The following is a 23,806-nucleotide window of genomic DNA, read 5'->3' on the forward strand; positions in this document are numbered from 1 at the left end:
ATACATTATTTTAAATGACTTGCTTAAATAATATATTTAGGTCAATATGTCATTTAATTTCTTCTAGCAGTGTTATGATGAGACCTGCTCGAAGATTATAGTTCTTATTTATCATCGCTATAATCTGATGAATCAGTTTGTTTCTTTTTTCCAACATCTTTTTGCGTAAAATCATAATATAATTTCTCGCGCCGTTCTTCTCTTAATTTAGCACGTGTTTTTAATTCCTCAGGTGTGTTAAATTCCTTTGAGCTCAGCAATATTGTTGACTGTCGTGGCACATCATCTTTGCGATACATATAAGCTCCAGTACGATAGGCAGCACGTGCTACCAAATGCATTCCTACTGGAGAAGTTAAATTAATAAAGACGATAGATAATAACAATCTCACACTAAAGAAACTTTGTTCATTAGTAAAAAATATTAATACTCCTACCAACGTTAATAGCACTGACAATGTAGAACTTTTAGTTGAGGCATGGCTTCTTAAAAAGACATCCTGAAATTTGACTAGGCCTATTGAACTAATCAATGCAATCATACTACCTAGAAATATTAGAATTGAGGCACATAAATTAATTATTTCTTTTGTTAGTTCCATTAAACACACGCCCTCCTCCTATAAATCTAGAAATTGATACAGAGCTTACAAAGGATATGATAGCAATGAGCATGATAGAATCCAAAAATGATACTGTACGATTAATAACACTCAATACGCCTACGATGGACATGATAACAGCACTCGTTGTATCAAAAGCCACTACACGATCCGCTGTTGTTGGCCCTTTAATTAATCTAAACATAGCGATAAGTAATGCAATACCAAAAACAATTAACGCACTCGTCGTAAAGAACATGGTTAAAGTCGCTATCATTATTGCATCACCTCCAAAATTAAGTCTTCATAATGTTTGATATTTCTGAGTAAAGTTGCTTTATCCTTGTCCGACACATCAATACTATGAATAAAAAATTTGTTCGTTTTCTTTGAAATGCGTATAACCGTAGAACCAGGCGTAATAATAATCAATATCGTTAAAAAGGTAATAGCCCAATCATTTTTCAATGTGGTTTCATATGTCAACAACCCAGGATTCATATCATTCGTCTTAAACAAAATATAATTAATGGTCGAGATACTTGATGTAACTAATTGGTATAAATAAACCATTAAAAATTTAAATGCTACCCACAGTTTCTTAGGATAAAATTCTTGATTGAAAAAACGATGCAAAATGTAAATAACAACGATACCAATCACATATCCTGAGAAGAACGTTGAGAACAAGAATGAATCTTCATCTTGAAATAAGACCCATAAAAATGCAATTAAAATATTTAAAACTACTTGTCTCATTTTAGTTCCTCCTTCAAGTGTGGATTAACTAGTTGATGAAATGTGTGTCCATCCATATTCATCTTTGTAGCATCTTCAGCAACATTAAGGACGATCGGTGCAGCAATTCCCATTGTAATGACAACTACAATTAATACGCTTAAAATACTTTTACGATGTGTCGGTAATGGATTGAAATTTACTTGTTCACCATCCGCATCACCCCAATACATCACAAAAAAGATTCTAAATAAGCTGTACATCGCTATTAAACTCGTCAAAATCAATAACGTTAAACCTATATAATTGCCATTTTGAATCGCACCTTGAAAAATAAGCACCTTCCCTGGAAAACCACTAAATGGCGGCACGCCACCTAATGCAAAAATCATAATGACAAATGCTACACCATACAATGGTTCTTTTTTAGCTAAGCCATTTAAATATTTATACTCCCGATAACCAGTCATATAAACTAAACTACCTATAATGAAAAAGAGCATTGTTTTAACAACCATATCATTAGCTAGATAGAAAATAGCTCCATTAACGCCATCAAAAGTATTAGAACCAAGACCTAGAATAATAAATCCAATTGATAAGACTACTTGATAAGAAGCGATTTTCTTTATGTCATGATAAGCAATCACACCAAACGCACCAATAATCATCGTGATGCATGCCATAAATACCAGCAATGGATGCGTGACTCCAGTATGTTGATTAAACAGCAAAGTGAAAAAACGAATTAATGCATAGGCACCTACCTTGGTCATTAATGCAGCAAATAGCGCAGCCAACTCTGTATTTAACACAGCATAAGCTTTAGGCAACCACATAAAGATGACCAATGCAGCTTTGGAACCAAATGCAACTATAAAGACTAATGAAATAATAATGATTGTTTTATTATCCTGCATTTGATCAAGCCTTAATGCAATTTGAGTAAAATTCAACGTTCCTACCGTTTTGTACAACAAACCTATACCCAGCAAGAAAATCCACGAACCAATAATATTAAGTACGACATAAATAATTGCCGCTCTTAATTGTTCAACAGATTGTCCTAACGTAACTAGTACAAATGAAGCCAATAACATAATCTCAAACATCACATATAAGTTGAACAAATCAGAAGTTAAAAAGGATCCAATCACACCAACAGTTAAAAATAAAATAAACGTTGGTAAATAATAACGGTTAACTCGATTTTCACCACGACCAAACCCGTATGACATAATTAAAGTAACCACAAATGACGTTATTGTTACCAACAATAAACTAAGAGAATCGCCTAAAAATTGGATGCCGAAGGGTGCTTTCCAACCTCCAAAATCTAAAGTGATTGGCTTATGGTTCAACACATATATTAATAATGCTAAAGAAATAACGGTCGTAACAGACATCGTCCCAATATATAATATTTTTGAAGTATTGTTCTTATTTTTAGTAAAAACTAAGACAAGCGCACAGAGAAAAGGAAGAAGAATGGGTAAAATAAGTAAATTACTGCTCATGATTCTCTTCATCTCCTCTCAGCAAGTTAATTTCTACTTCTTTCGTTACACGATAAGTTCTGTATACTAAGACGAGTAGAAAAGCAGTCATCGCAAAGCCAATAACAATGGCAGTCAAAACAATAGCTTGTAATAAAGGATCAACATAATTCGTATTCGAAGTTCCAATAAGCGGCTCCGTCATATGACTACTATATTTACCCATGCTCATAATAATAAGATTCCCAGCATGCGTATAAATTGAAATACCAATAACAATTCGAATTAAATTAAGTGATAGGATCATGTATGTTCCTATAAATACTAAGAATCCTATAACTAATAATAAAATGATGTTCATGACTTACCACCACTAATGGATAACATCACTGTAACAATCACGCCAACCACCGTCAGCAAGATGCCTAATTCAAATAAGGTAACCGTAGTTAGGTGCAATTCATCGAAAATAGGCAAATGTAAATGCGCTTCAGATTGATATAAAAACGGCTTGCCAAAAAACATAGGAACAATGGCAGTCGTAACAGAAATTAATGCACCTAAAATCATCAACTTTCTAAAATCAACTGGTAAACTTGCCAATACTTCTGACACGTCAAAGGCCAAGAACATTAGAATAAATGCCGAACTAAAAACAAGTCCACCAATGAAACCGCCACCTGGGTTATTATGCCCAGCCAAGAAAACGTAAAAACCAAATGTTAATAAAATAAACACTACAATTTTAGTAACTGTTTTTAGAACTACATCATTTTCTTTCATCTTGACCCCTCCGATCTTTATAGTTAAGTAATGTGAAGATACCTAATCCAGCAATAATTAAGACCAAGCCCTCAAACATAGTATCTAATGCACGAAAATCTCCTAATATAGCATTGACAATATTTTTTCCACCCGTTAGTTGATAAGCATTAAGATAATACTTAGAGATTGAACTGATGCTTTCTCCATTTTGTGTGATGAAAATAAGCATCATTACTGACCCAGCAACAATCAATGAAATAATAATTTTAATCGTTTCTTTCATCATATTGGGTGCTTTACGAGCCACGTTTGGTAAACGTGAAAAGCTGACAATAAATAGTATCGTTGTAATTGTCTCAACAACAAGTTGTGTAAGTGCCAAATCAGGGGCTTTCATTGCAATAAAAAACAATGCCACAGAAAAGCCAATCACACCATTTAAAATAACCATTGTCAAACGCTGTCTAATAAAGACAAGCGCAATACCAACAATGCTAATTAATATAAGTAAAATCACTTCAAGGGGGCCAAATTCTGAAACATGAACTTCTGCCACTTTGGGAAAACCAACTTGAATCATGCCATAAGCAACAATCACAGAAAAAATCATCAACGTAATAATCAAATAATAATTCAAGCGATTACTCATTAATTTTCTAATACTTTGTCCAGAATATCTTTCAAACCATTGATACACTGAGCGATACGATTGTGTAATTGAAGCCGTTTTTAACATGCCTAAACGGAGATATTTCCAATCAATAAACAGTGTTCCAAGTAAACCTACAGCGATGATAACAATGGTAAAAATTAGCGGTAAATTTATGCCATGCCATTGTGAAACGTGTGGTGCGATAGCTTCAACTTCTGTACCCAACTGAGAAACACTACGTAGTGCAGGTATGACAATGTGTTGCGTAAACAAATTGGGAATAAAGAAAATAATCGGAATAAGCAGACCTAATATCACTGCAGGTATACTAAATAGCCACGGCTCGTGAATATTTTTTCGAGGGACTTTTTGCGTATCAAATTTACCCCAAAAGGTTTCTTTAACCATGTATAATGCATAAATAAAAGTAAAGAGACTTGCAATAACACCAATCGCTGTAACGATGATTGTTAACGTTATATCAAATTGTGCTAGATTACGCGCATGCACTAGTCCGTCGAAGAACATTTCTTTACTTAAGAACCCATTCAATAACGGGACCCCTGCCATGGATAATGCTGCTAATGTCATGACAATATGCATCTTAGGAAAATGATGCCTCATACCTCCAAGACGACGAATATCTCGTGTACCTGCTTCATGATCAATAATGCCTACACCCATAAATAATACACATTTAAATATGGCATGATTCATTAAATGAAATAAACCAGCAAATAAAATCATGATGTATAATTCTGCCATTTTACCTGTAGTTTGTTGTGCAATTCCACCTCCAAGACCAATCATTGACATAATCATGCCGAGTTGACTAATAGTAGAATAAGCCAATATCCCTTTTAAATCATATAATCTTAGCGCTGCGATAGCTCCAAATATCATCGTAATTAAACCGACAAATGTCACAATATAAATATAACTATCACTTAAACCAAGTAATGGTGTGAATTTAAATAACAGAAATAATCCAGCTTTCACCATTGTTGCTGAATGCAGATATGCACTAACCGGTGTGGGCGCTGCCATCGCTTTGGGCAGCCATACGTGGAATGGAAATTGGGCTGATTTTGTAAATGCACCAATTAGCATTAGAAGCATAGCGGGAATAAATAGCGGTTGTTGGGAGATGTGGTGTCGTTGCTGTAAAAGCTCAGTAATCGTATTTGTTCCAGTCATCATATAAAGCATGATAAAACCTGCAAGTAGCGCTAGTCCGCCAAACACGGTGATTATAAATGATTGAATAGCACCTAGCTGACTATTTGCATTGCTATACCAATATGAAATAAGTAAAAAAGATGAGATGCTTGTTAATTCCCAAAAAACGTACATCAGAATTGTATTATTGGAAACAACAATACCTAACATGGCAAACATAAATAATAATAAATAGATAAAAAACCGAGGTAAATTATCTTTTCCAGAAGTAAGGTACTGTGTCGCGTAGAAAAATACTGCCACCCCAATGAGTGAAATAATCAAACCAAACATTAGTCCAAGGCCGTCTAAACGTAAATCTACATTAATGTCTATAGATGACATCCAAGGTATATGGATGGCTGGATACTGTTCTTTTAATACTATAGGTATGTGATAAATAAAATAGCTTGATGCCATTATAGGTGCAAGTAGTGCAATGTAACCAGTATATCGTTGACTTGGCTTTATAAATAAAGTGCCTAAAACGACTACCATAACAACGATGAGTGCACCCATAAGATAAACAATGCTCATCAAAAGCCTCCTTTTATGTAAGTGATTACTTATAAATTCAATGCAATCACTGTTTGATTTTTCTCAATTTTCTTAATGCCAATAAACTTCATTGTTTCTTGCGTCGTCTGGTGACCTAAATATTTTTGTATTATCGAAATTGAAATACCCGATTCATAGGCATGATATGCAAATGTTTTGCGCAAAGTTGTTAATCCTATATGTAAAATACCTAATTCTTCTGCTGCTTGATGAATAATTCTATAGGCCTGCTGTCTTGAAAGCGCCTGATGTGTACGTATTGATTGGAATAATAATTGCTGATTAGCCAATTGATAGTCATCAATATAATCTGTCAGTTCTTGACGTAATGTTTCAGGCAACTTAATCTTAATTGACGGTACTGTGTTTTCAATCCAAGCTGTTTTAATATTCCCTCTTTGCGGATTTTTAATATCTTTCACTTCTAATTTTAATAAGTCTGTCAATCTAATGCCGGTATGAATTGCTAATTTGAAAAATAAATAATCTCGCTTAGATTTCATGCTAAGCACTTGATACATACGCTTAATATCTTCTTTATTTCTAATAGGTTCTACTTGATTCATTTGGCCACCTCATAATTGTTTCTCATTTAATAATAATACATATTTAAGTTACATAAAAGAATTATGCTTATATATTCAAATTCATTTGGCTCTTTTGATAATGCGCAACGATATATAAAGTGTAAGGAGGTGAAAATAATGAATCAAATCAATCAACTGACTGTTCAGCTTACTGAAATCAAACTTAATGATGCAGGTAAAGCACAAGAACAAAAACGACGCTTTGCAAAACTGAATCCACAAGCCACTGCAGACCAAATCAAATCATTTTCTCAAATTATAAGTCAACTTACTGGTTTAAAATTTGATAAAGTGGAAGCGATTAAAACTGAAGAAATTGTATAATAAGGAGGACATATCATGCCAAAAACTCTAGAATTAGTATTTAAAACGGCTGATAATAAAAATGCTAGACTGCAAGTTCCAAATATCGTTGCAACAACCGATGCAGATCATGTTAAAGAAGCCATGAATAACTTAATTGCATTGAAAATTTTAAATCCAACAACTGGTTTACCAGTTAAAGCTATTGCGGCTTATCTCATTGACAAATCAACAACTGCCATTTTTGAAGAAAAGTAACTTGTTCATACTAATATCCATAGCAATTGATTATTATTAACCATTTTTGACGGAGTCTGGGGCATCATTATTTTTCAGGCTCTGAACTCTATATTGATTGTAGTTAACTGGATTGAAAATACGCTTACACCAAGCTTTTCAATCCTAGTCAACCTTGCCGGGGTGGGACTACGAATTCACAATGAATTCTGTCCCGCCCCCTATCTATTTTTTAACAACTATCTTTTATCGTACTTTTATTTCAGCTATAATAAGGCCAATCACTTATTTTAAAGAAAGCGTGTTTACTTATGATATTACTATTTATATTCGGTCTTATTGCCGGTATGGTCGTACCTATTCAAACGTCAATTAATTCAAGGCTAAGCTATTATACGAAGTCATCATTTTATGCATCGACCATTTCCTTTTTCACCGGAACACTTTTTTTAGTTGTGCTTAATTTAATATTCAATCCACAGCTACTACATATCATACATACTCAACAAACTTCTTTTAATTACACATGGTTTGTAGGTGGTTTACTTGGCGTTTGTTTTCTAACAGGTAACTTACTGTTATTACCACGACTGGGTGCTGCTTTGACAGTTGTCATGACCGTAACTGGGCAAATTTTCATGGGGGTAATTATCGATACCTTTGGCATACTTGGAGCTCAGCAACATACGTTCACTACGCTCAAATCTTTAGGTACATGTTGTTTGCTTTTAGGAATTATTTTAATGAACTATTTGCCGAAATCAAAGTTGACTGAAACCAAACAGCCACGTTTTTATTTATGGCTTATCATTGGTCTCATTTTTGGTTTTGCACCCCCGTTACAAACAACAATTAATAGTTCGCTAGCCCAACAAGTGCATTCCTCCCTTTTTGCATCTCTAGTGTCTTTTAGTGTTGGAACAATGGCTTTATTCATCTTAACATTATTATTTCATCGTAATTTACGTCTTGAGCGTTACCATGAAACGCAAGGAGCATTGCATCCGATACATTTTATCGGAGGTCTGCTAGGCGTAGCATTTGTCACTGCAAACATTGTCCTAATGCCTCATTTAGGTGCAGCTTTAACTACGATTATAGGTATGTTAGGTCAAATGCTTATGGGTGTTATTATTGATCATTTCGGTTTATTGGGGACACCTCAAAATCGTATCACTATAAGAAAAACATTCGGTCTTATCGCCATTGCTTTAGGGATTATTTTGCTGCGGCTTTTTTAATAGACATTTGTCTTGTCTCAAGCCTTAGAACGTGAAATCATTTAATATCGTTCTGAGGCTTTCAATATAGCCAAAATATTGTATAATATTTTTATAAAATAACCCCGAGGTGATTTAACTTGCCCACAATATTCAAACATCGTTTTATTTTCCCCTTACTCCTACTATTAATTGTTCTAGCTATTTGCCTGATGGCTTATCACACGTATTTTAATCAACCTAAATCTTCCCCAACTTTAATAACCGTGAAACCATACCAATCAGCCTCATTTACCGCTATGGAACAACCTAAATCCTTTTATGAATTACGTTATCACTCAAGCTATGGCTATATAGATCATATTTATGTCAAAAATCAGCAACTCATCCAAAAACAGACACCTTTATTAACTTACTATAATCCTCAATTAGAACCCCTTATTCTTGCACAAAAGAAATTGCTTACTCAAATTAATCATTCAAACGTTTCTAACACATTTAAAGATCAAGCCCGTTTAAAATTTATTAGTGATATTGCAGTTGAACAAAATCATTTAGTAACACGTTTAACTTCTCCAATCAAGGGGTATGTTTTGATAAACAACACGACGCCCTCAAAAGAAAATGATATTATCTTAACGATTACAAGTGAAGAGCATATCATCGTTGGAGATTTACCAGAAACATTCCGCAATAAATTTAAAATAGATGAAGAAGTTACATTACTAACCAGCAATAATCAACAATTTTATGGCAAAATCAATAGTATTTCTCCAATTCCTAAGGCATATCATACAAAAAATTCTGTTTATCGCGTTATAATAAAATCTGATAAAAATTGTCCTCTTGGCACACACATTAAAGTTGCACCGTACCACACAACTTTTGAACTACCACAGTCAGTATTAATTCAAAAAGATTGCGTTTTGATTTCAAAAAATAACAAATTAATTAAAAGAGAAGTAAAATACACTAAGAGTTCAAAAAAAGGGTATATTATTATAACGCAAGGTTTAAATATTAATGACCGCGTTGTAAGACATCCTGAAGCCAAAGATATTTATGATTGAGCACACTTAATGACACTTAACTAATTTTTTTATATAATGAGACTAAACTAAATTACGCCGACATTAATTTGTAATATGAAAATTCTGTTAAATAAAAACTAACTTATCTCAAAACAATATTTTGTTTTATTAAGTGTTTTTATGTTTACTTTTTATTTTTATTTAGTTATAATTAACTAAATAAAATAGCATTAAGTGCATTTAAATAAGTTTTATTGACTTCAAACTATCCATAGGCAACGCTTTAATTTTTTTATAAATCTGTATGATTATTAAATTGGGTACGGTGTCTTATAGTAAATGAGGAAATATATTGGGGAGGTTTCACATATGGCAGTTTCAAAAATCAATGATTGCTTTGAATTATTAGCGATGGTTACTTATGCTGACAAATTGAAAGGTATTATAAAGAAAGAATTCTCAATTAGTTTTGAAGAATTCGCAGTTTTAACATATATCAGTCAAAATAAAAAGGATAAATATTATTTGAAAGATATTATTAATCATTTAAATTACAAACAACCACAAGTTGTTAAAGCTGTTAAAAATTTGTCTCAAGAAAACTATTTCGATAAAAGACGTAACGAACATGATGAAAGAACTGTATTAATTTTTGTTAATGCAACACAACGCAAAAAAATCGACAAGCTATTAGAGCAAGTAAACAACCGTATTACAGAAGCAAATAAAGATGCATAAGTCAGCACATAATAATGCAATATTATTGCATAAACGCGATCAGCTATAAGCTAATCGCGTTTTTTATTGACTAGAAAATGAGTGTAATAACAAACTTATTCTAGTTTTACTAATAGTATGATCAAAACACATTTCACTACACAAATTAAGCCATTAAAAACATATTTGTCCATAATCTTTTACTATAGACTATTAAATTTCAATAGATCTCAATCTCGCTTATTATCATGTTAAGAATGACTTGCATCAATAAACTGAGTTAAAAATGACAAAAAGTGATCAGGTTCTTCAATGTGTGGTGCATGTCCTGAGTATTCAAACAACTCCTTTTGGACACGCGTAAAATGGTTATCAATATCATCGTCACTAATTAATGGATCATATTTGCCATCAATAACCAATGTTGGCACATGTATAGTCGCTGGTTGTTCAGCTTGACTATTGCTTATTGAATATAATGCTCTACTGGCAGTCGCATTGTCTTCTGACGTAGCCTTATGATATAAATATTGTGCTTGGAACCATTTCATTGCCCGACTTTGTTCCTTGAAAATGTAAGGAAATAATATCAAAATAGCCTCTGAACGATTGAAACCTTGAATCTCTTCTTGATGCTCAATCATCAACTGTGTAAAACCATGGACGACGGCCTTACGTTTAGAAGAAATCAACGTTAAAGACAACACTCGGCTAGGATATTGTTCAGTAAATTCACGTGCAACCATGCCCCCCATCTCATGGCCGACTAAATGAGCCGTACAGATTCCCAAATGACGCATGATTGCTTTTAAATCTCCAATATGGTCAGATAAGTGATACACATCTGGTCTCGAAGACTTACCATGACCACGTAAATCATATGTAATAACTCGATACTGTGTTTTTAACTCTGCTGCTAAATTATAAAAACCCGCTAAATTACCATTTAAACCATGTAGTAAGATAATGGGAATGCCCTGACCTTCGTCTTTATATACTAATTCTTTTTGGTCAAACGATTTAATTTTGTCCATGACGGCACCTCCCTTTACTAATCTGTATACCCACTCCCGCTAAGAATACGCTAAGAAGTTTAAAAACACTTTATTACTTTTGTATTTATATTCATTTATTATAAAAAGCTTAGCCCATAGCATCCTACATAACATAGCAATACTTATGGCTAAGCTTTTAAAATTTTTATATTTTGGTGCGTGATGATAATTGAATTGTATAGTATATCACTAATACAACAATTAATATCCATATTACTAATGAAAATATTTGAGCTTGATGAGGGTTATGAATAACTGCATCGATTGTTTTTTGTGCAAAGAGAAGGCCTATTCCTGTAAACTCATACCGCTTTAGAAACATGCCTAATAAACTTAGCGCAATTCCTACAAAGAAGACCACTTGATGGCCATACATCGAAACTGGCACAATCCCCAAATTAAAATTGAATGCGCGCATTACAATTAAAATCATAGCTAATATAGCGATAACAACTCCCATAATCATCTCGACACGGTTGCTATATAAATAATTTTTAGCTTCTATTCTAAAATGCAGTAAAACTGTCAATGGAAATAATATAATACAATAACAAATAGACATCGTTGTTGCTGCTTGATAAATAACAAATTGTTTATCATATAAATATGAGATAAGCACAAAATTAATGATGAAGAAAATCGCCGGGTTGATTTGTAAACCAAAAATATTGCGTTGAATGGTCAAGATAATTTGTGCCGGCGACTTCCCTCTATACTCAATATAATCCTCGTTTTTTGCTTCAGATTTAGCTAAATCATGACGATATTTTTCTTCAATATCATCAATAATATTTGAGGGTAAACCTTTATGTGTGAAGTAATCATCGATATTTTCTAGTAATATTTTATCATTAGGACGCATGATAAACTCCTTTACGTAACTGATTCAATAATCAATTGTATCATAAGTTATTCGCATTTACTTAAAGTTTAACATAAGTCACATGACAAAAAGAAAGCGACAAAATACAATCATTTAAAACATGTATTTGTCGCTTCTATTATTAATATGTCAGTGTTGCACAAAAAGCTATTTTGCAATATCTATACGATATAATTTAATATTTTTATCTTTTGGTGAATTTGATGCAAATTGATATGTTGTTTTACCATTTTCAATATAGCCAAAGTTACCACTTACGCTATTGTATTGCACGCGTGCAATCGCTTTGTTACCCACTAGGTGCTTAACATGCTTATATGTTGGGCCATCTGCTTTATTATAAGTCATAGAAATACGTGTAACATAACCATGGTCTTTTTGACCATTTGCAGTAACAACTAAAACACCTTTACTTGTGCGATACTCATAATAATGTTCTTTGCCACTTGGCTCTTTTGAATAGATAGGTGTGCCATATTTTTTAGTTACTTTATTAATAGATTCGCCTATATTAACATCTTCTAAATTTTTTTGTCCATGCGTTAATTGTTCTACAGTTTGAGAAGTATTTCCAGATGCAGCTTCAACATGATATATGCCTACGCCACTGATTACCAAGCCAGAAACTAATAATGATGCCATTAATTTTTTCATAAGCTTTCTCTCCTTCTATTGTTTCTATCTTTCATTTGCTCATTCATATTATACCCTACATATTACTAAAATAACACTACTATTACAAATATATTACAAAAATATGTAATTTGTAATATAATAAATATATAACCTGCCGTTTCTTTACTTACTATTGTTGAGGTATATGTGCTTTAATAAACGAACTAACCTGACTAATAAAGTGTTCTTGTTCTTCAATAAAAGGATACAAACTAGAAGCATTAAACACTTCAAACTGTGGTTGTCCTACTAAATCTGCAACTTCTTTTGCCTCTACACTTGTAACTTGCTCACCATGTTCTCCAGAGATAATGTATGTAGGTTGCGTTACTTGGTCAAATGACTGTGCAATTCCTGTTGTTTTAAATACTTCTTCAACCGCTTCTATCTCTTCTTTAGTGGAAATCGCATTTGTGTCTTCAATATGTTTTAAATATTTGTTTAAATGACGCGGTTTATAATATCTATGTTTATCTAAAAATTTCTCTTGTTTATTGTCTTCCCAATTTCTTATTTCATTAGCATACTTACGGAACAAACGTTCAGCAGGCAATTCACCCTCTATTAACGTTGGATTGACTAGCGTTAATGAAGAACAATATTCAGGATAGCGTACGGCTAAATCAGCTATAATGTTAGCTCCTAATTCGTGACCTATAAACGCTGCTTGCTCGATATATAAATAATCGAGCAATAAAATGATATCATCTGCAAATTCATTAAATTTAATGATTCTTGGTTTATCAGAATAACCATGCCCTCTCAAATCTATCAGCACAACTTGAAATGATTCTGCTAACTTCTTAGATAAATCTTTAAATATAGCTGCGTTATCATATGCCGTGTGTATTAATACTACAGGATAACCTTCACCTGCAGTATGATAATGAATCGTAATACCACCTTTTCTTGTAAATAACTCCATTTATTATTCTCCCTTCCCTGCTGATTGTTGAGGTAAAATGTCTAATATTTCTTCAATCGTTGTTATCGTGTAATCTACTTCTTCAGCTAATGGCTCAATTTCCGCATCTTCTTGTTTAAACCATACACTAACCATGCCCATCGCTCTTGCTGGTGCTACATCGTTTAGTGCATCATCACCTACATACATCATTTCATTTGGTGTAACTCCTAATTGAGCAATCATATCTTCAAATATTTTTGGGTGTGGCTTACGGTATCCTACCATTTCCGAGGTCGATAGATAATTAATTACATGTTCAATTCCTAGAGAGTGAAGTCTAAATTGTTTGATCTTTGACTTACCATTGGCAATCACACCAGTAAGATAATTTCGTTCTGTTAACTGTTCTAAAGTGTATAGCGTGTCGTAGTATGGAAAGACATAGCGATAAAAATGCATTTCAAAATCTCGAAATAAATCTTTCCATGTTAAACGATCAATATGAAATTGTTTAATAATTTCTTTATAGAGATTTGGTTTATCGTTGTCCTCATCATCATCTAATTCAATAAATGTCTTTTTAAAATCTGCTAATTGAACATGCACGAAGTAATCATGGAAACGTTCATATTGTTCTTCAATAAACTTATCTCTTGATTTCTTTCTATCTAATAAAGTGCCTTCTAAATCAAATACAACTGCTTTAATACCACTTAAATCCATGTTTGTCCCTCTTTATTATATAATTTGTATTATCGTAGCAAAGACTTATTGTCATCTTAAAAAACGTGCAGATTTTATCAACATTAAAAATAACACGGGGATCCCTATGATGGCTAAAATAATACTTGCCGGAATTTGAACTGGTGCAATAATAATTGCGCCTAGCCAATCGGTTATCACCATCATAGTCCCACCAATTATAATATTCAATATCATTTGAATATATAGTGAGTAACGATGATGTATCCTGCGACTTAATTGCGGAATAATCATACCTATAAAACCTATTATCCCTACATATGCTATTACAATAGCAGACATCATTGAGGCTATAATTAAAACATAGAAAGTAAGCGTGGTTACATTTAAACCTAATGATTGTCCTTTAAGATCTCCAACTTGTAGTAATTTTATTCTCGGTATCATAATAAATAAACATAGTAATAAAGGCAAACATACCACAAGCATTATCCAAGATTCATAAAATTCTGCCGTAGCAAAGCCTCCAAACATATAATTTGCTACATTATTAAGTTGTTTAGGCTTAATCAGTATTAAAATATAAAGTAATGCATTAAACAATGCACCAATCATTAAACCTGTAATAATTAATAATCGCATTGGTTGTTGTTTAGCCATCGTATAGACAATTGCTAGAACTAAGATAAGTGTTAACATGCTTGTACCAATGGAGAAGACAGGTATCCAGAGTACGCTGATACCAATAAATAGTGGTAACGCCGCACCAAATGTGGCACCACTTGCTAAGCCTAATGTGAAGCTATCTGCCAACGGATTATTTAATACAATTTGAAACAGTTGACCAGCTACAGTTAAAACAGCACCAGCTATTAACGCTTCAAGTACCCGTGGTATGCGCACCTTTAGCAATATCATTTGATTAAATTGATCTAATATTGAGCCTAAGTTCCATAACAGACTAGTGCCTATAACTAAACATAATAACACTAGCCAAAGACTTACTACCTGATATCCTTTCATTATCGTCACTCTTTATCTTTTTTATTAAAACCTCACTTGACCACAGTAAATAAGCTATATACTATAAGCAATAAATTAATATACAAAGCAAGCTATATTTTCCAAACATACTGTTTAATTATTAGTCTTACAGCAATAGCCCACACATTTTTACCAACTTTATTATCATTTATAGATGGCTTCTTTTAAATCCTTTAATCCCTCATCAATACGTGGACCAGGTCGTGAAACTTCGTCACCATTCACAACTTCAACTCTACCATTTTTCACTGCTTTCACTTGATTAAATCCACCTCGTTTTTTTACGATATCGTTGTATTCAGATTTTGAAATACCTTCTGTAGATATTAATATATCTGGATTCTTTTTAATAATAGCTTCTTTGCTAACAGCTTTCCAACCTTCAATTGAACTAAAGCTATTTCGTGCATGTAATATAGTTAACATATCGTTAAAAAATGTCTGCCGCCCTGCAGTATAAATGTCTGGTTTAGAGGACACTTCTAAAAACACCTCTTGTTGTCGTTGATGCTGCGGTATACTATCAACTACTTTTTTAATGTTTTGTTTTGTGTCTTGTATCAAAGCTTCTGCTTGCTGCTCGCGATGAGTTACCTTACCTAGTTGTTTAAATGTTTGATACATCTCATCGATAGATTGAGCATCTTTCACATAAATCACTTTGACACCATTTTTTTGTAGCGCTTTAAGTACTTTATCAGATGATGCTTTTTGTGATTCATGCGCAACAATTAAATCTGGTTTTGCTTTTAATAACGCCTCTTTATTTAGATTCATCGCATCAAATTGTTTTCTTCCTTTTTTAATATCTTTAGGATAATCATCCACAGTAGAAACGCCAATGAGTTGTTTCTTCAATCCTAATTCATATAATATTTCTGTATTGCTTGGCATCAATGACACTATTCGTTGATACGGTGTATGCGATTGTTTATCCGCATTTTGATGTTGACTACGTTGCGTTTTATCTGATTGACTACAACCACTTAATATAAGCAGTATCGATAGCAAAAGTATAACCCCATATTTTAACTTCATTATGTTACCACCTTTATATTTATTTCAATATTCATCATATCAAATTTATTAAGCTACTATTATGTAATTTTCAAAAATATTAAAAAAGCACAAAGACGATTTTCAATTTTTTAATCATCTTTGTGCGATTATGTTGGGATTTGTATCCTAGTCTCTACATTATAAACCTTTAAAAATTTTGCACTTATAATTGTAGGTATATTAAAACTTGTATCTTATTACAGCCTAGTGCACTTCAGGTTCTGCACCATATTTATTAGGACCTTTATCACTTTCTAATAGACAGACAATAAGCGCATATAGCGCAGTCACAATAAATGTTATAGTATATACTAAACCAATGAATAGTCCAATATTTCCTGCCATTTCAAATAATGATTTATCGCTAGAATCATTTAACACAATCTTAAAAATATTCTCAATGATTGATAAGCCGTCAAATATTGCAATAATAAGCGGTGCAGCCATGGTGCGACCACAATCATGGAAACGACGAACTGAAATACTAAATAGTGGAAATAAAGCAACAATTTCAACAAGTGTTATCATTGAGTCTTTAATAGGACGTGATATAGGAAACACAATTGATAGGATAGCTATCAAAAAATAAGCCACAATCACTAGCCCCCACGTTATTAAGACAGACGGCCAAAATTCTTTGCGTCTTGTTCTTCCTTCAAGCTTAAATGTATTTAACCAAAATTTTTTGTAAAAACCCACAGCATGATCTCTCCTTATTTGTAATCAAACATTCTTTGTTTATACTTTACCACAGATTAAGATGCCTATTATCTTTTAAGCAATATAGGCACGAATTGCTTCAGAGATATAACAATTTAGGCCTTCTCTTCTATGTCGATTAATATAAGCACTAAAGCGTGTATCCTCTTCATAGAGTGTCGCCATATAGTTTAAAAATATAGTATCGCATTGGGGTACTTGTTGCAATATAATGTTTTTTAACTTAACAATATTAAGGTAAACTTCTGGTTGTGTAGCTGAAACTCCTTGTATTAAATATTCATTCATGCAATCAAAAAATTGATTCATGGGTACTTCAATACGTTCATCCCACTTTTTACAAGCGCTATTTTGTTGCACTTGCTGTATGCTATAGGACTGATAATAGTCTGTTTGCCCATACTTTATTTTTGCTTCTTTAGCATATTGCGCATGCAAACGTACATGATCATAATCAAGTTCATCTAATGCTTTCTGATGTGATGAAGTGAGATGGTGTTGTAAATCTTGTAATCGCTGTTCTAACTCATCATAACGTTTCAAAATTTGCTGGTAATGTGCTTCAAGCAACTTGTTTTTAGCTTCTATATCACTATGACAATACCTATGAATTTGTGACAAAGATAGTCCCATATTTTTCAAAAACTGTATTTCTTGTAACTTCTCAATATCTGATTCACTATAATAACGATAACCATTTTCCGCAATGATAGAGGGGATGAGTAACCCTATCTCATGATAGTAACGTAATGTTCTAGTACTACTTCCCGTAATATGCGCAACTTCATTAGGTAAAAATGTGTAATGCAAACAACTCACCCCTTTAATATTTTTCATTCATGCATACTTATCTACTACTATATACAATAACGTTACGTTAATGTCTATATTATTGTTCAAAATATTCATCTAAAAAGTTGTACTTTTTACTATTTGAACTATTGAAATAATTTTTACCAAAATTATCTAATAATGCATGAAACTCATTCGCATCTTGATTTGTAAAATTTACTGGTAATGTGATATGCTGCTTTAATTTATCATAGCTAGCTGTTTGTTGATAGCCTAATTTATGATATAAACGCCGTGTATAACTGTCAGGAATAAATTCAACACCATTGAATATATAAACCATTAAGACATCCGCTGTTTCCGAGCCAATCCCTTTAATTGCTAACAGTTCATCTCTCAATCGCTTATCAAATAAATGTGCAATGTGTTCATAGTCAAAGTGATACATATGTAACCAACTGAACAATTCATGTAGTGCCTTAGCTTTATTTCTATAAAATCCACTAGGACGAATTATGCGCTGCAACGTTTCTAACGATAAAGATAAAATGCTTTGCGGTTGAAATTGTGTTGCCTCTTTAAGACGAAGCAATGCCATATGTGCATTGTTCCATGCTGTATTTTGAACTAATATCGCACCTGCTATCATTTCTTCTGGAGTTTCTGCAGGCCACCACGCTTGTGGGCCCATCTCTTCGAATAATTTTTTATAAAGTTGCTCAGTTGTTAGCGTTGGCACATTATCACTCCCATTCATAAGATAAAAATACCCTCATAAACAACAGGCTATGAGGGTACTTTAATTCATTTATTTTACATAGACTCAGGTGCTGACACGCCTACTAAAGTTAAGGCATTATGCAATGTAATTCTTACCGCTTCAATAAGTGCAACAAGTGCTTTTGTCTTTTCTTGATGATCTGTCAAAACCTTTTCAGCATTATAAAATTTATGGAATGCTGCAGCTAAGTCTTGAATATAATTTGTTAAACGATGAGGTGCACGGTGCTCGGCAGCATTGTCAATAACTTGTTCAAATTCAGCAACCTTTTTCAATAAGTCAATCGCTTTGTCATTCGTGATCAATGAAAAATCAACATCTGTAGTGATGTCTATTCCTTGCGCTCTTGCTTGTTTCAAGATAGAACAAATACGCGCATGAGCATATTGTGCATAGTAAATTGGATTGTCTTGTGATTGTTCTTTTGCAAGTTCCATGTCGAAGTCAAAATGTGAATCTGGACTACGCATGGTTAGGAAGTAACGCGCCGCATCTACGCCTACCTCGTCCATAATTTCACGTAAAGTAATGGCATTTCCAGTACGTTTACTCATTTTTACTTCTTCGCCATTTTGCATTAGACGAACCATTTGCATGATTTGTATTTCTAAACGATCGCTATCTACGCCAAATGTTTCTAAGCTTGCTTTAATACGATTAATATAACCGTGATGATCTGCACCCATTAAATCAATTAAGATATCATTACCTCGATTAATTTTGTCATAATGATAAGCCGTATCAGGTGTGAAATAAGTATACGAGCCATCACTTTTGATTAAAACACGGTCTTTATCATCTTTAAAATCAGACGTGCGTAACCATGTAGCACCATCTTTTTCGTACGTATAACCGTTTTCTTTCATACGTGCCAATGTGTTTTCAATAGCACCATTGTCATATAACGTTGTTTCACTAAACCAACTATCAAAGTGCGCATTGAAATCAGCCAAATCTCTCTTCAGCTTCACCATTTCGTATTCAACACCTAATTGTCTAAATGTTTTTAAACGGTCATGGTCAGAGTAATCTTTAATTTCCGGATGTTTCTGCGCTAAGTCTTTACCAATTTCAATAATGTCTTTGCCGTTATACCCATCTTCCGGCATTTTATGACTCGTATCACCTAATGCTTCAAAGAATCTTGTTTCAATAGAACGCGCTAAATTCGTGATTTGATTACCGGCGTCATTAATATAATATTCTCGTGTTACATCATATCCTGCAGCAATTAATATATTGGCTAGTGAATCGCCTACTGCTGCGTTTCGAGCATGACCAATATGTAAGTCCCCGGTAGGATTGGCAGATACATATTCCAACAAAATACGTTTGTTTTTAGGCTCACTTGCATAACCATAATACGCTCCCTTAGAAATGGCTTCAGGAATGATTGCCGTCAAATAATGATTATCTAAATAAAAATTTATAAAGCCTGGTCCTGCGATGTCTACTTGTTTTACATGTGCTTTCGTTGTATCAAGATGATCCACAATGGCTTGAGCAATTTCGCGTGGATTCCGCTTTGCTAATTTAGTTAAGACCATCGCAATGTTGGTAGAATAGTCACCATTTTTACTATCTTTAGGAATTTCGATTTTTATTTCTGGTATTGATTGATCTTGAATGAGTTCAGCTGATTTTATGCTCGTTTTAATTTCATTAATTAATGTCTGCTTTACTTGTTCGATAATATTCATTCGCTTATCTCCTTATAGTTTATTTCATACTGGTACGTGCCCATTTTTTCATCTTCTTGATACAACTCATAATGTATCTTCAATTTGCCACCCGACTTGTTGACAAAATGCAGGATACTCAATGTTTTAACCGTTAAAGTGAGTCGTCCTGCTGAAATATCGTACAAAGTCGTTGTTGTTTTACCTTCAACAAAATGGAGGTTCATATTAATATCGCCTTTGCGAATGAGCTTGACCCCTTGTTGGTCTATTTTAATCGTTACATTTACATTAGCATCTTCTATATTTTCTTCATATCGAATGAATTCGGACTGACGCTGTTGCCATACACCAATCGTTGTCATATCAAATTGTTGCTTATCGCCATTTTGCTTTAAGACTTGCTTTGTATTAATCTTTACAGTCTTAGTCAAAAGTTACTCACCTTAATCTCTAAATAATTACACCACATTATAGCATAAATACTATAGCGCTTGTAGTCGTCAATATACTAAAAATATGGACTTATCGACATATTAAATATCTTATCATTAAAATTAATCTTGCTTTAAAAGACTTTGCTATTGAACTACATGGACCAATATCAGAAATACAATATGCATTTGTTAATCATATTCAAAATAGCGATATAGTCAGCATGAGTATGCCGATAAATATGCATCATTCTATGACAATTATTCCCCTTATGAAACTGGACATATCGCTAAGCTCATCATCAACTGCTTCTTTTTTAAAATTATATTGCTTTAACTACTTAAATCGTTAAAAAGCTGAAACAACTCTTGTATAAGTTGCTCCAGCTTTTGCTTTGCTTCTTCATTTTAATCTATCATATACTGTAATTTGCCATCTGCGTCACAATATTTATCTATTCTTTCTAAAAATATCTGCTTCTGATTCAAGTTCTACTATGTCATAATTATATTTATCTACCAACATTTTATACTTATAGAAATAGATGATGCCAAAACAAAGCGTTGTTACAAACAATAATAGTTTAGTCATTTGTTGTCCTCTCATTCTATAAATCAATTCACTTACAAAAATTATACCATTTATTAAGTTGATTACAATATTAATTGATTAATAGACTGTGCTACATTAACATAGAGCAACCTTTTCAAATATATGTATCGCTCTGGTTATTACATAGCGTTTAAGCATCTTGTAATATGTTTATATATAGCAGCTTAGAGTTAATCTATGCTTGATACAACATAGGTGTTTTGACATTTCAAATAAATCATTAACGGTGATTTTAGACAAATTTCCCATTTTTAAAAATGACACGTTCTTTTTGACCATCTATAAAATAATTAAAGTTTTCTGTTTGGAAATCACTTAATAGCACTTTGGAAGTACCATATTTCATACGTTCATTTTCAGTTGTAATAATCATTTTGCGATATAGCCAACCTTCTTTTAACGTGATATCCTTCACTGCAGTGTAATCTAATAGCATAGCTTCTCTCGTTTCAAATGTGTTAAATGCCACAATGATAGCGGCAAACAATTCTTCACCAAGATAATAGACTGTCAAATCGTCACGATGATGTTGACCAACTAACATTCTCCCTTTTTTAAATTCTTTATCTGGAAAATTTATTTCTAAAAAATCTATAAGTTCTTGTTCTCTTAATTTCATCTGCATAACGTCATCTCTCCCATATAATTATTAATTTTATTATATATAAAATTTCAGTATTTGTATATTTTATCACTATGCGCTGAACAGAAATAATTCATATTTTGTTTTAAAATTAATTCATTTAAATGGGAAAATCACGTTAAACATTATTATTCAATCTTACTATATTGCTCATCATCGACGGGTTCTAACCATTCGTTAGAGCTATTTTCTGCTGGAACTTCAATCGCTAAATGTGTAAACCAGCTATCTTTTGTAGCACCATGCCAATGTTTGACTTCTGCTGGTATATGAACCACATCACCTTTCGTTAACTTACGTGCAGGTTCTCCCCAGGCTTGATAATAACCTTCACCTGCTGTTACAAGTAAGATTTGTCCACCTTTATGATGGATATGCCAGTTATTTCTACAACCAGGTTCAAATGTTACATTACCAATAGTTATGCCTTCTGTAGACAACATATTAAGATAACTATCCCCCAATAAAATATTCTTTAAATGCGTCATTTTTTTCACCCATTTCAAAAACTGTATCAATATTTTTGTTAGTCATTTTTATCACACTTTCCTAAATTTGTTTCTTTAACCAATGAAAACATATAGAAGCTGGAACAGTAACAAAATGTCCCAGCTTGATGTATAGCTATAATGATGTTGTATCGTTCAAATTAAAACTTAATAACCATACGACCAGTGATTTTACCTTGTTCCATTTCTTCAAAGATATCATTAATATCCTCTAAGTCACGTGTTTTAACTTTAGGAACAACTTTACCTTCTGCAGCAAATTGGAAAGCTTCTTTTAAGTCTTGACGTGTTCCTACTAAAGAACCGACGACTTCAATACCATCTAACACAAGACGTGGTATATCTAAATCCATTTTGTCTACAGGTAAACCAACAGCAACAACACGTGCACCAGCTTTAACAACATCAACTGCTTGGTTAAAAGGTGTCTTCGCTACTGCAGTAATCACTGTGGCATCTAAACCTTTATTATTGGTTAGTTGATTAACGATTTCAGTTGCATCTTGATTTTTAGTGTTCACGACTGCATCGGCACCTAATTCTTTGGCAAAATTCAACTTATCATCACTAATATCAAATGCAACGACTTTAGCATTAAACACATTCTTAGCATATTGAAGTGCTAAATTACCTAAACCACCGATACCAAATATTCCAATCCATTGTCCAGGTTTAATTTTGCTCACTTTAACCGCTTTATATGTTGTAACACCAGCACAAGTAATTGATGAAGCTGCGGCAGGATCTAAGTCATCAGGCACTTTAACGGCATAATTTGCATTTACAATAACCTCTTCTGCCATTGCACCATCGACCGTATAACCTGCATTTTGGACATCACGACATAATGTTTCACGTCCAGAAGTACAATATTCACAACGTCCACAAGCTGCGTACATCCAAGCGATTGACACACGATCGCCGACTTTTAATGCGGTAACATCATCGGCAACTTCAATCACTTTTCCGATTCCTTCATGACCTAGTATTCTACCTGTAACATCACCAAAATCCGCATTTTTCACATGTAAATCAGTATGACAAACACCACAAAATTCTGTCTTAACAAGTGCTTCTCCAGGCTTCAAAGAACGTAAAGTTTTATCTTCTAAACTTACTTTATGATCTTGCGTAACAACAGCTGCTTTCATGATTACTCCACTCCTATCATTCGTTGTAATACAAC

At 33.1% G+C, this 23,806-nt stretch carries 28 protein-coding genes and 1 pseudogene; 5 read left to right on the forward strand and 24 right to left on the reverse strand.

The genetic code is table 11. The annotated features are described in order from the left end of the window. Positions 1-104 precede the first annotated feature (104 nt). From AL499_RS05285 to AL499_RS05320, 8 genes are read right to left on the reverse strand one after another with little or no spacing between them, the layout of a single operon-like run. Positions 105-602 (reverse strand): Na+/H+ antiporter subunit G, encoded by a 498-nt coding sequence (locus AL499_RS05285; protein WP_002459842.1) that lies wholly within the window; start codon positions 600-602, stop codon positions 105-107. After that, positions 577-879, reverse strand: a complete 303-nt coding sequence (gene mnhF2, locus AL499_RS05290; RefSeq protein ID WP_002459843.1) for a Na+/H+ antiporter Mnh2 subunit F — start codon at positions 877-879, stop codon at positions 577-579. Before mnhF2 ends, AL499_RS05285 begins: the two co-directional genes overlap by 26 nt. Beyond that, complete coding sequence (gene mnhE2, locus AL499_RS05295; protein ID WP_002459844.1) at positions 879-1,361, reverse strand: Na+/H+ antiporter Mnh2 subunit E; 483 nt, start codon at positions 1,359-1,361, stop codon at positions 879-881. The genes mnhF2 and mnhE2 overlap by 1 nt, the downstream gene beginning before the upstream one ends. Next, positions 1,358-2,857, reverse strand: a complete 1,500-nt coding sequence (gene mnhD2 / locus AL499_RS05300; protein WP_002492954.1) for a Na+/H+ antiporter Mnh2 subunit D — start codon at positions 2,855-2,857, stop codon at positions 1,358-1,360. Before mnhD2 ends, mnhE2 begins: the two co-directional genes overlap by 4 nt. Further along, positions 2,847-3,197, reverse strand: a complete 351-nt coding sequence (gene mnhC2 / locus AL499_RS05305; protein WP_002479408.1) for a Na+/H+ antiporter Mnh2 subunit C — start codon at positions 3,195-3,197, stop codon at positions 2,847-2,849. The genes mnhD2 and mnhC2 overlap by 11 nt, the downstream gene beginning before the upstream one ends. Next, complete coding sequence (gene mnhB2, locus AL499_RS05310; RefSeq protein WP_002459847.1) at positions 3,194-3,619, reverse strand: Na+/H+ antiporter Mnh2 subunit B; 426 nt, start codon at positions 3,617-3,619, stop codon at positions 3,194-3,196. The genes mnhC2 and mnhB2 overlap by 4 nt, the downstream gene beginning before the upstream one ends. Continuing rightward, on the reverse strand, positions 3,606-6,008 hold the full coding sequence (locus AL499_RS05315; RefSeq protein ID WP_002493017.1) for a DUF4040 family protein: 2,403 nt from the start codon (positions 6,006-6,008) through the stop codon (positions 3,606-3,608). The genes mnhB2 and AL499_RS05315 overlap by 14 nt, the downstream gene beginning before the upstream one ends. A 29-nt stretch (positions 6,009-6,037) precedes the next feature. Then, on the reverse strand, positions 6,038-6,595 hold the full coding sequence (locus AL499_RS05320) for a tyrosine-type recombinase/integrase (protein ID WP_002492948.1): 558 nt from the start codon (positions 6,593-6,595) through the stop codon (positions 6,038-6,040). 138 nt (positions 6,596-6,733) lie between these two features. Between AL499_RS05320 and sroA the strand changes: the two genes are divergently transcribed. The 5 genes from sroA to sarA all read left to right on the forward strand — a co-directional run bounded on the left by sroA (position 6,734) and on the right by sarA (position 10,145). After that, positions 6,734-6,940, forward strand: coding sequence for a sigS mRNA-stabilizing protein SroA (sroA, locus tag AL499_RS05325; protein WP_002479411.1), 207 nt, complete (start codon positions 6,734-6,736; stop codon positions 6,938-6,940). A 15-nt stretch (positions 6,941-6,955) separates the two neighbouring features. Continuing rightward, positions 6,956-7,177: a DUF2922 domain-containing protein gene (locus AL499_RS05330; RefSeq protein ID WP_002459851.1), complete on the forward strand. Its 222-nt coding sequence runs from the start codon at positions 6,956-6,958 to the stop codon at positions 7,175-7,177. A 290-nt stretch (positions 7,178-7,467) separates the two neighbouring features. Further along, positions 7,468-8,397 carry a DMT family transporter gene (locus tag AL499_RS05335; protein WP_002492944.1) on the forward strand — a complete coding sequence of 310 codons (930 nt, stop codon included), beginning with the start codon at positions 7,468-7,470 and terminating at the stop codon, positions 8,395-8,397. Between the two features lie 191 nt (positions 8,398-8,588). Next, the gene (locus tag AL499_RS05340) at positions 8,589-9,446 is read left to right on the forward strand and encodes an efflux RND transporter periplasmic adaptor subunit (RefSeq protein ID WP_002492953.1); all 858 of its coding nucleotides are present in this window, start codon (positions 8,589-8,591) and stop codon (positions 9,444-9,446) included. A 330-nt stretch (positions 9,447-9,776) separates the two neighbouring features. Next, positions 9,777-10,145, forward strand: coding sequence for a global transcriptional regulator SarA (gene sarA, locus AL499_RS05345; RefSeq protein WP_002493003.1), 369 nt, complete (start codon positions 9,777-9,779; stop codon positions 10,143-10,145). A gap of 230 nt (positions 10,146-10,375) precedes the next feature. Here sarA and AL499_RS05350 read toward each other — a convergent pair whose 3' ends face one another. From AL499_RS05350 to adhP, 16 genes and pseudogenes are all read right to left on the reverse strand, one after another. Then, positions 10,376-11,158: an alpha/beta fold hydrolase gene (locus AL499_RS05350; RefSeq protein ID WP_037540832.1), complete on the reverse strand. Its 783-nt coding sequence runs from the start codon at positions 11,156-11,158 to the stop codon at positions 10,376-10,378. Positions 11,159-11,324: 166 nt separating this feature from the next. After that, positions 11,325-12,041 carry a hypothetical protein gene (locus AL499_RS05355; protein ID WP_002459856.1) on the reverse strand — a complete coding sequence of 239 codons (717 nt, stop codon included), beginning with the start codon at positions 12,039-12,041 and terminating at the stop codon, positions 11,325-11,327. 168 nt (positions 12,042-12,209) lie between these two features. Continuing rightward, on the reverse strand, positions 12,210-12,716 hold the full coding sequence (locus AL499_RS05360) for an SA0570 family protein (RefSeq protein WP_002459857.1): 507 nt from the start codon (positions 12,714-12,716) through the stop codon (positions 12,210-12,212). A gap of 151 nt (positions 12,717-12,867) precedes the next feature. After that, complete coding sequence (locus tag AL499_RS05365; RefSeq protein ID WP_002492978.1) at positions 12,868-13,662, reverse strand: alpha/beta fold hydrolase; 795 nt, start codon at positions 13,660-13,662, stop codon at positions 12,868-12,870. A 3-nt stretch (positions 13,663-13,665) separates the two neighbouring features. Continuing rightward, positions 13,666-14,367, reverse strand: a complete 702-nt coding sequence (locus AL499_RS05370) for an HAD family hydrolase (protein WP_002459859.1) — start codon at positions 14,365-14,367, stop codon at positions 13,666-13,668. 51 nt (positions 14,368-14,418) lie between these two features. Next, positions 14,419-15,369 carry a FecCD family ABC transporter permease gene (locus tag AL499_RS05375; RefSeq protein ID WP_002459860.1) on the reverse strand — a complete coding sequence of 317 codons (951 nt, stop codon included), beginning with the start codon at positions 15,367-15,369 and terminating at the stop codon, positions 14,419-14,421. A gap of 165 nt (positions 15,370-15,534) precedes the next feature. After that, entirely contained in the window at positions 15,535-16,428 is an 894-nt protein-coding gene (locus AL499_RS05380) for an ABC transporter substrate-binding protein (protein WP_002493019.1), read from the reverse strand. 225 nt (positions 16,429-16,653) lie between these two features. After that, positions 16,654-17,148, reverse strand: coding sequence for a DUF805 domain-containing protein (locus AL499_RS05385; RefSeq protein WP_002459862.1), 495 nt, complete (start codon positions 17,146-17,148; stop codon positions 16,654-16,656). Positions 17,149-17,223: 75 nt separating this feature from the next. Then, a complete protein-coding gene (locus AL499_RS05390) occupies positions 17,224-17,988 on the reverse strand; it encodes a MerR family transcriptional regulator (protein ID WP_226952585.1) in 765 nt (254 codons plus the stop codon). Between the two features lie 70 nt (positions 17,989-18,058). Then, on the reverse strand, positions 18,059-18,718 hold the full coding sequence (locus tag AL499_RS05395) for an endonuclease III domain-containing protein (RefSeq protein ID WP_037540831.1): 660 nt from the start codon (positions 18,716-18,718) through the stop codon (positions 18,059-18,061). 56 nt (positions 18,719-18,774) lie between these two features. Further along, positions 18,775-20,442, reverse strand: coding sequence for an arginine--tRNA ligase (gene argS, locus AL499_RS05400; protein ID WP_002492969.1), 1,668 nt, complete (start codon positions 20,440-20,442; stop codon positions 18,775-18,777). Continuing rightward, positions 20,439-20,855, reverse strand: coding sequence for a YwiB family protein (locus tag AL499_RS05405; RefSeq protein WP_002479419.1), 417 nt, complete (start codon positions 20,853-20,855; stop codon positions 20,439-20,441). Before AL499_RS05405 ends, argS begins: the two co-directional genes overlap by 4 nt. Positions 20,856-21,306: 451 nt before the next feature. Continuing rightward, positions 21,307-21,447, reverse strand: a complete 141-nt coding sequence (locus tag AL499_RS12635; RefSeq protein ID WP_002479420.1) for a hypothetical protein — start codon at positions 21,445-21,447, stop codon at positions 21,307-21,309. 253 nt (positions 21,448-21,700) lie between these two features. Next, positions 21,701-22,093 (reverse strand): hypothetical protein, encoded by a 393-nt coding sequence (locus tag AL499_RS05410; protein WP_002459868.1) that lies wholly within the window; start codon positions 22,091-22,093, stop codon positions 21,701-21,703. A gap of 146 nt (positions 22,094-22,239) precedes the next feature. Continuing rightward, positions 22,240-22,645 (reverse strand): annotated as a pseudogene (locus AL499_RS05415) (cupin domain-containing protein). A 115-nt stretch (positions 22,646-22,760) separates the two neighbouring features. Beyond that, positions 22,761-23,771 carry an alcohol dehydrogenase AdhP gene (gene adhP, locus AL499_RS05420; RefSeq protein ID WP_002492995.1) on the reverse strand — a complete coding sequence of 337 codons (1,011 nt, stop codon included), beginning with the start codon at positions 23,769-23,771 and terminating at the stop codon, positions 22,761-22,763. Positions 23,772-23,806 lie beyond the last annotated feature (35 nt).

It is taken from the genome of Staphylococcus lugdunensis (assembly GCF_001558775.1).
In the GTDB taxonomy this organism is placed as follows: Bacteria; Bacillota; Bacilli; order Staphylococcales; family Staphylococcaceae; genus Staphylococcus; species Staphylococcus lugdunensis.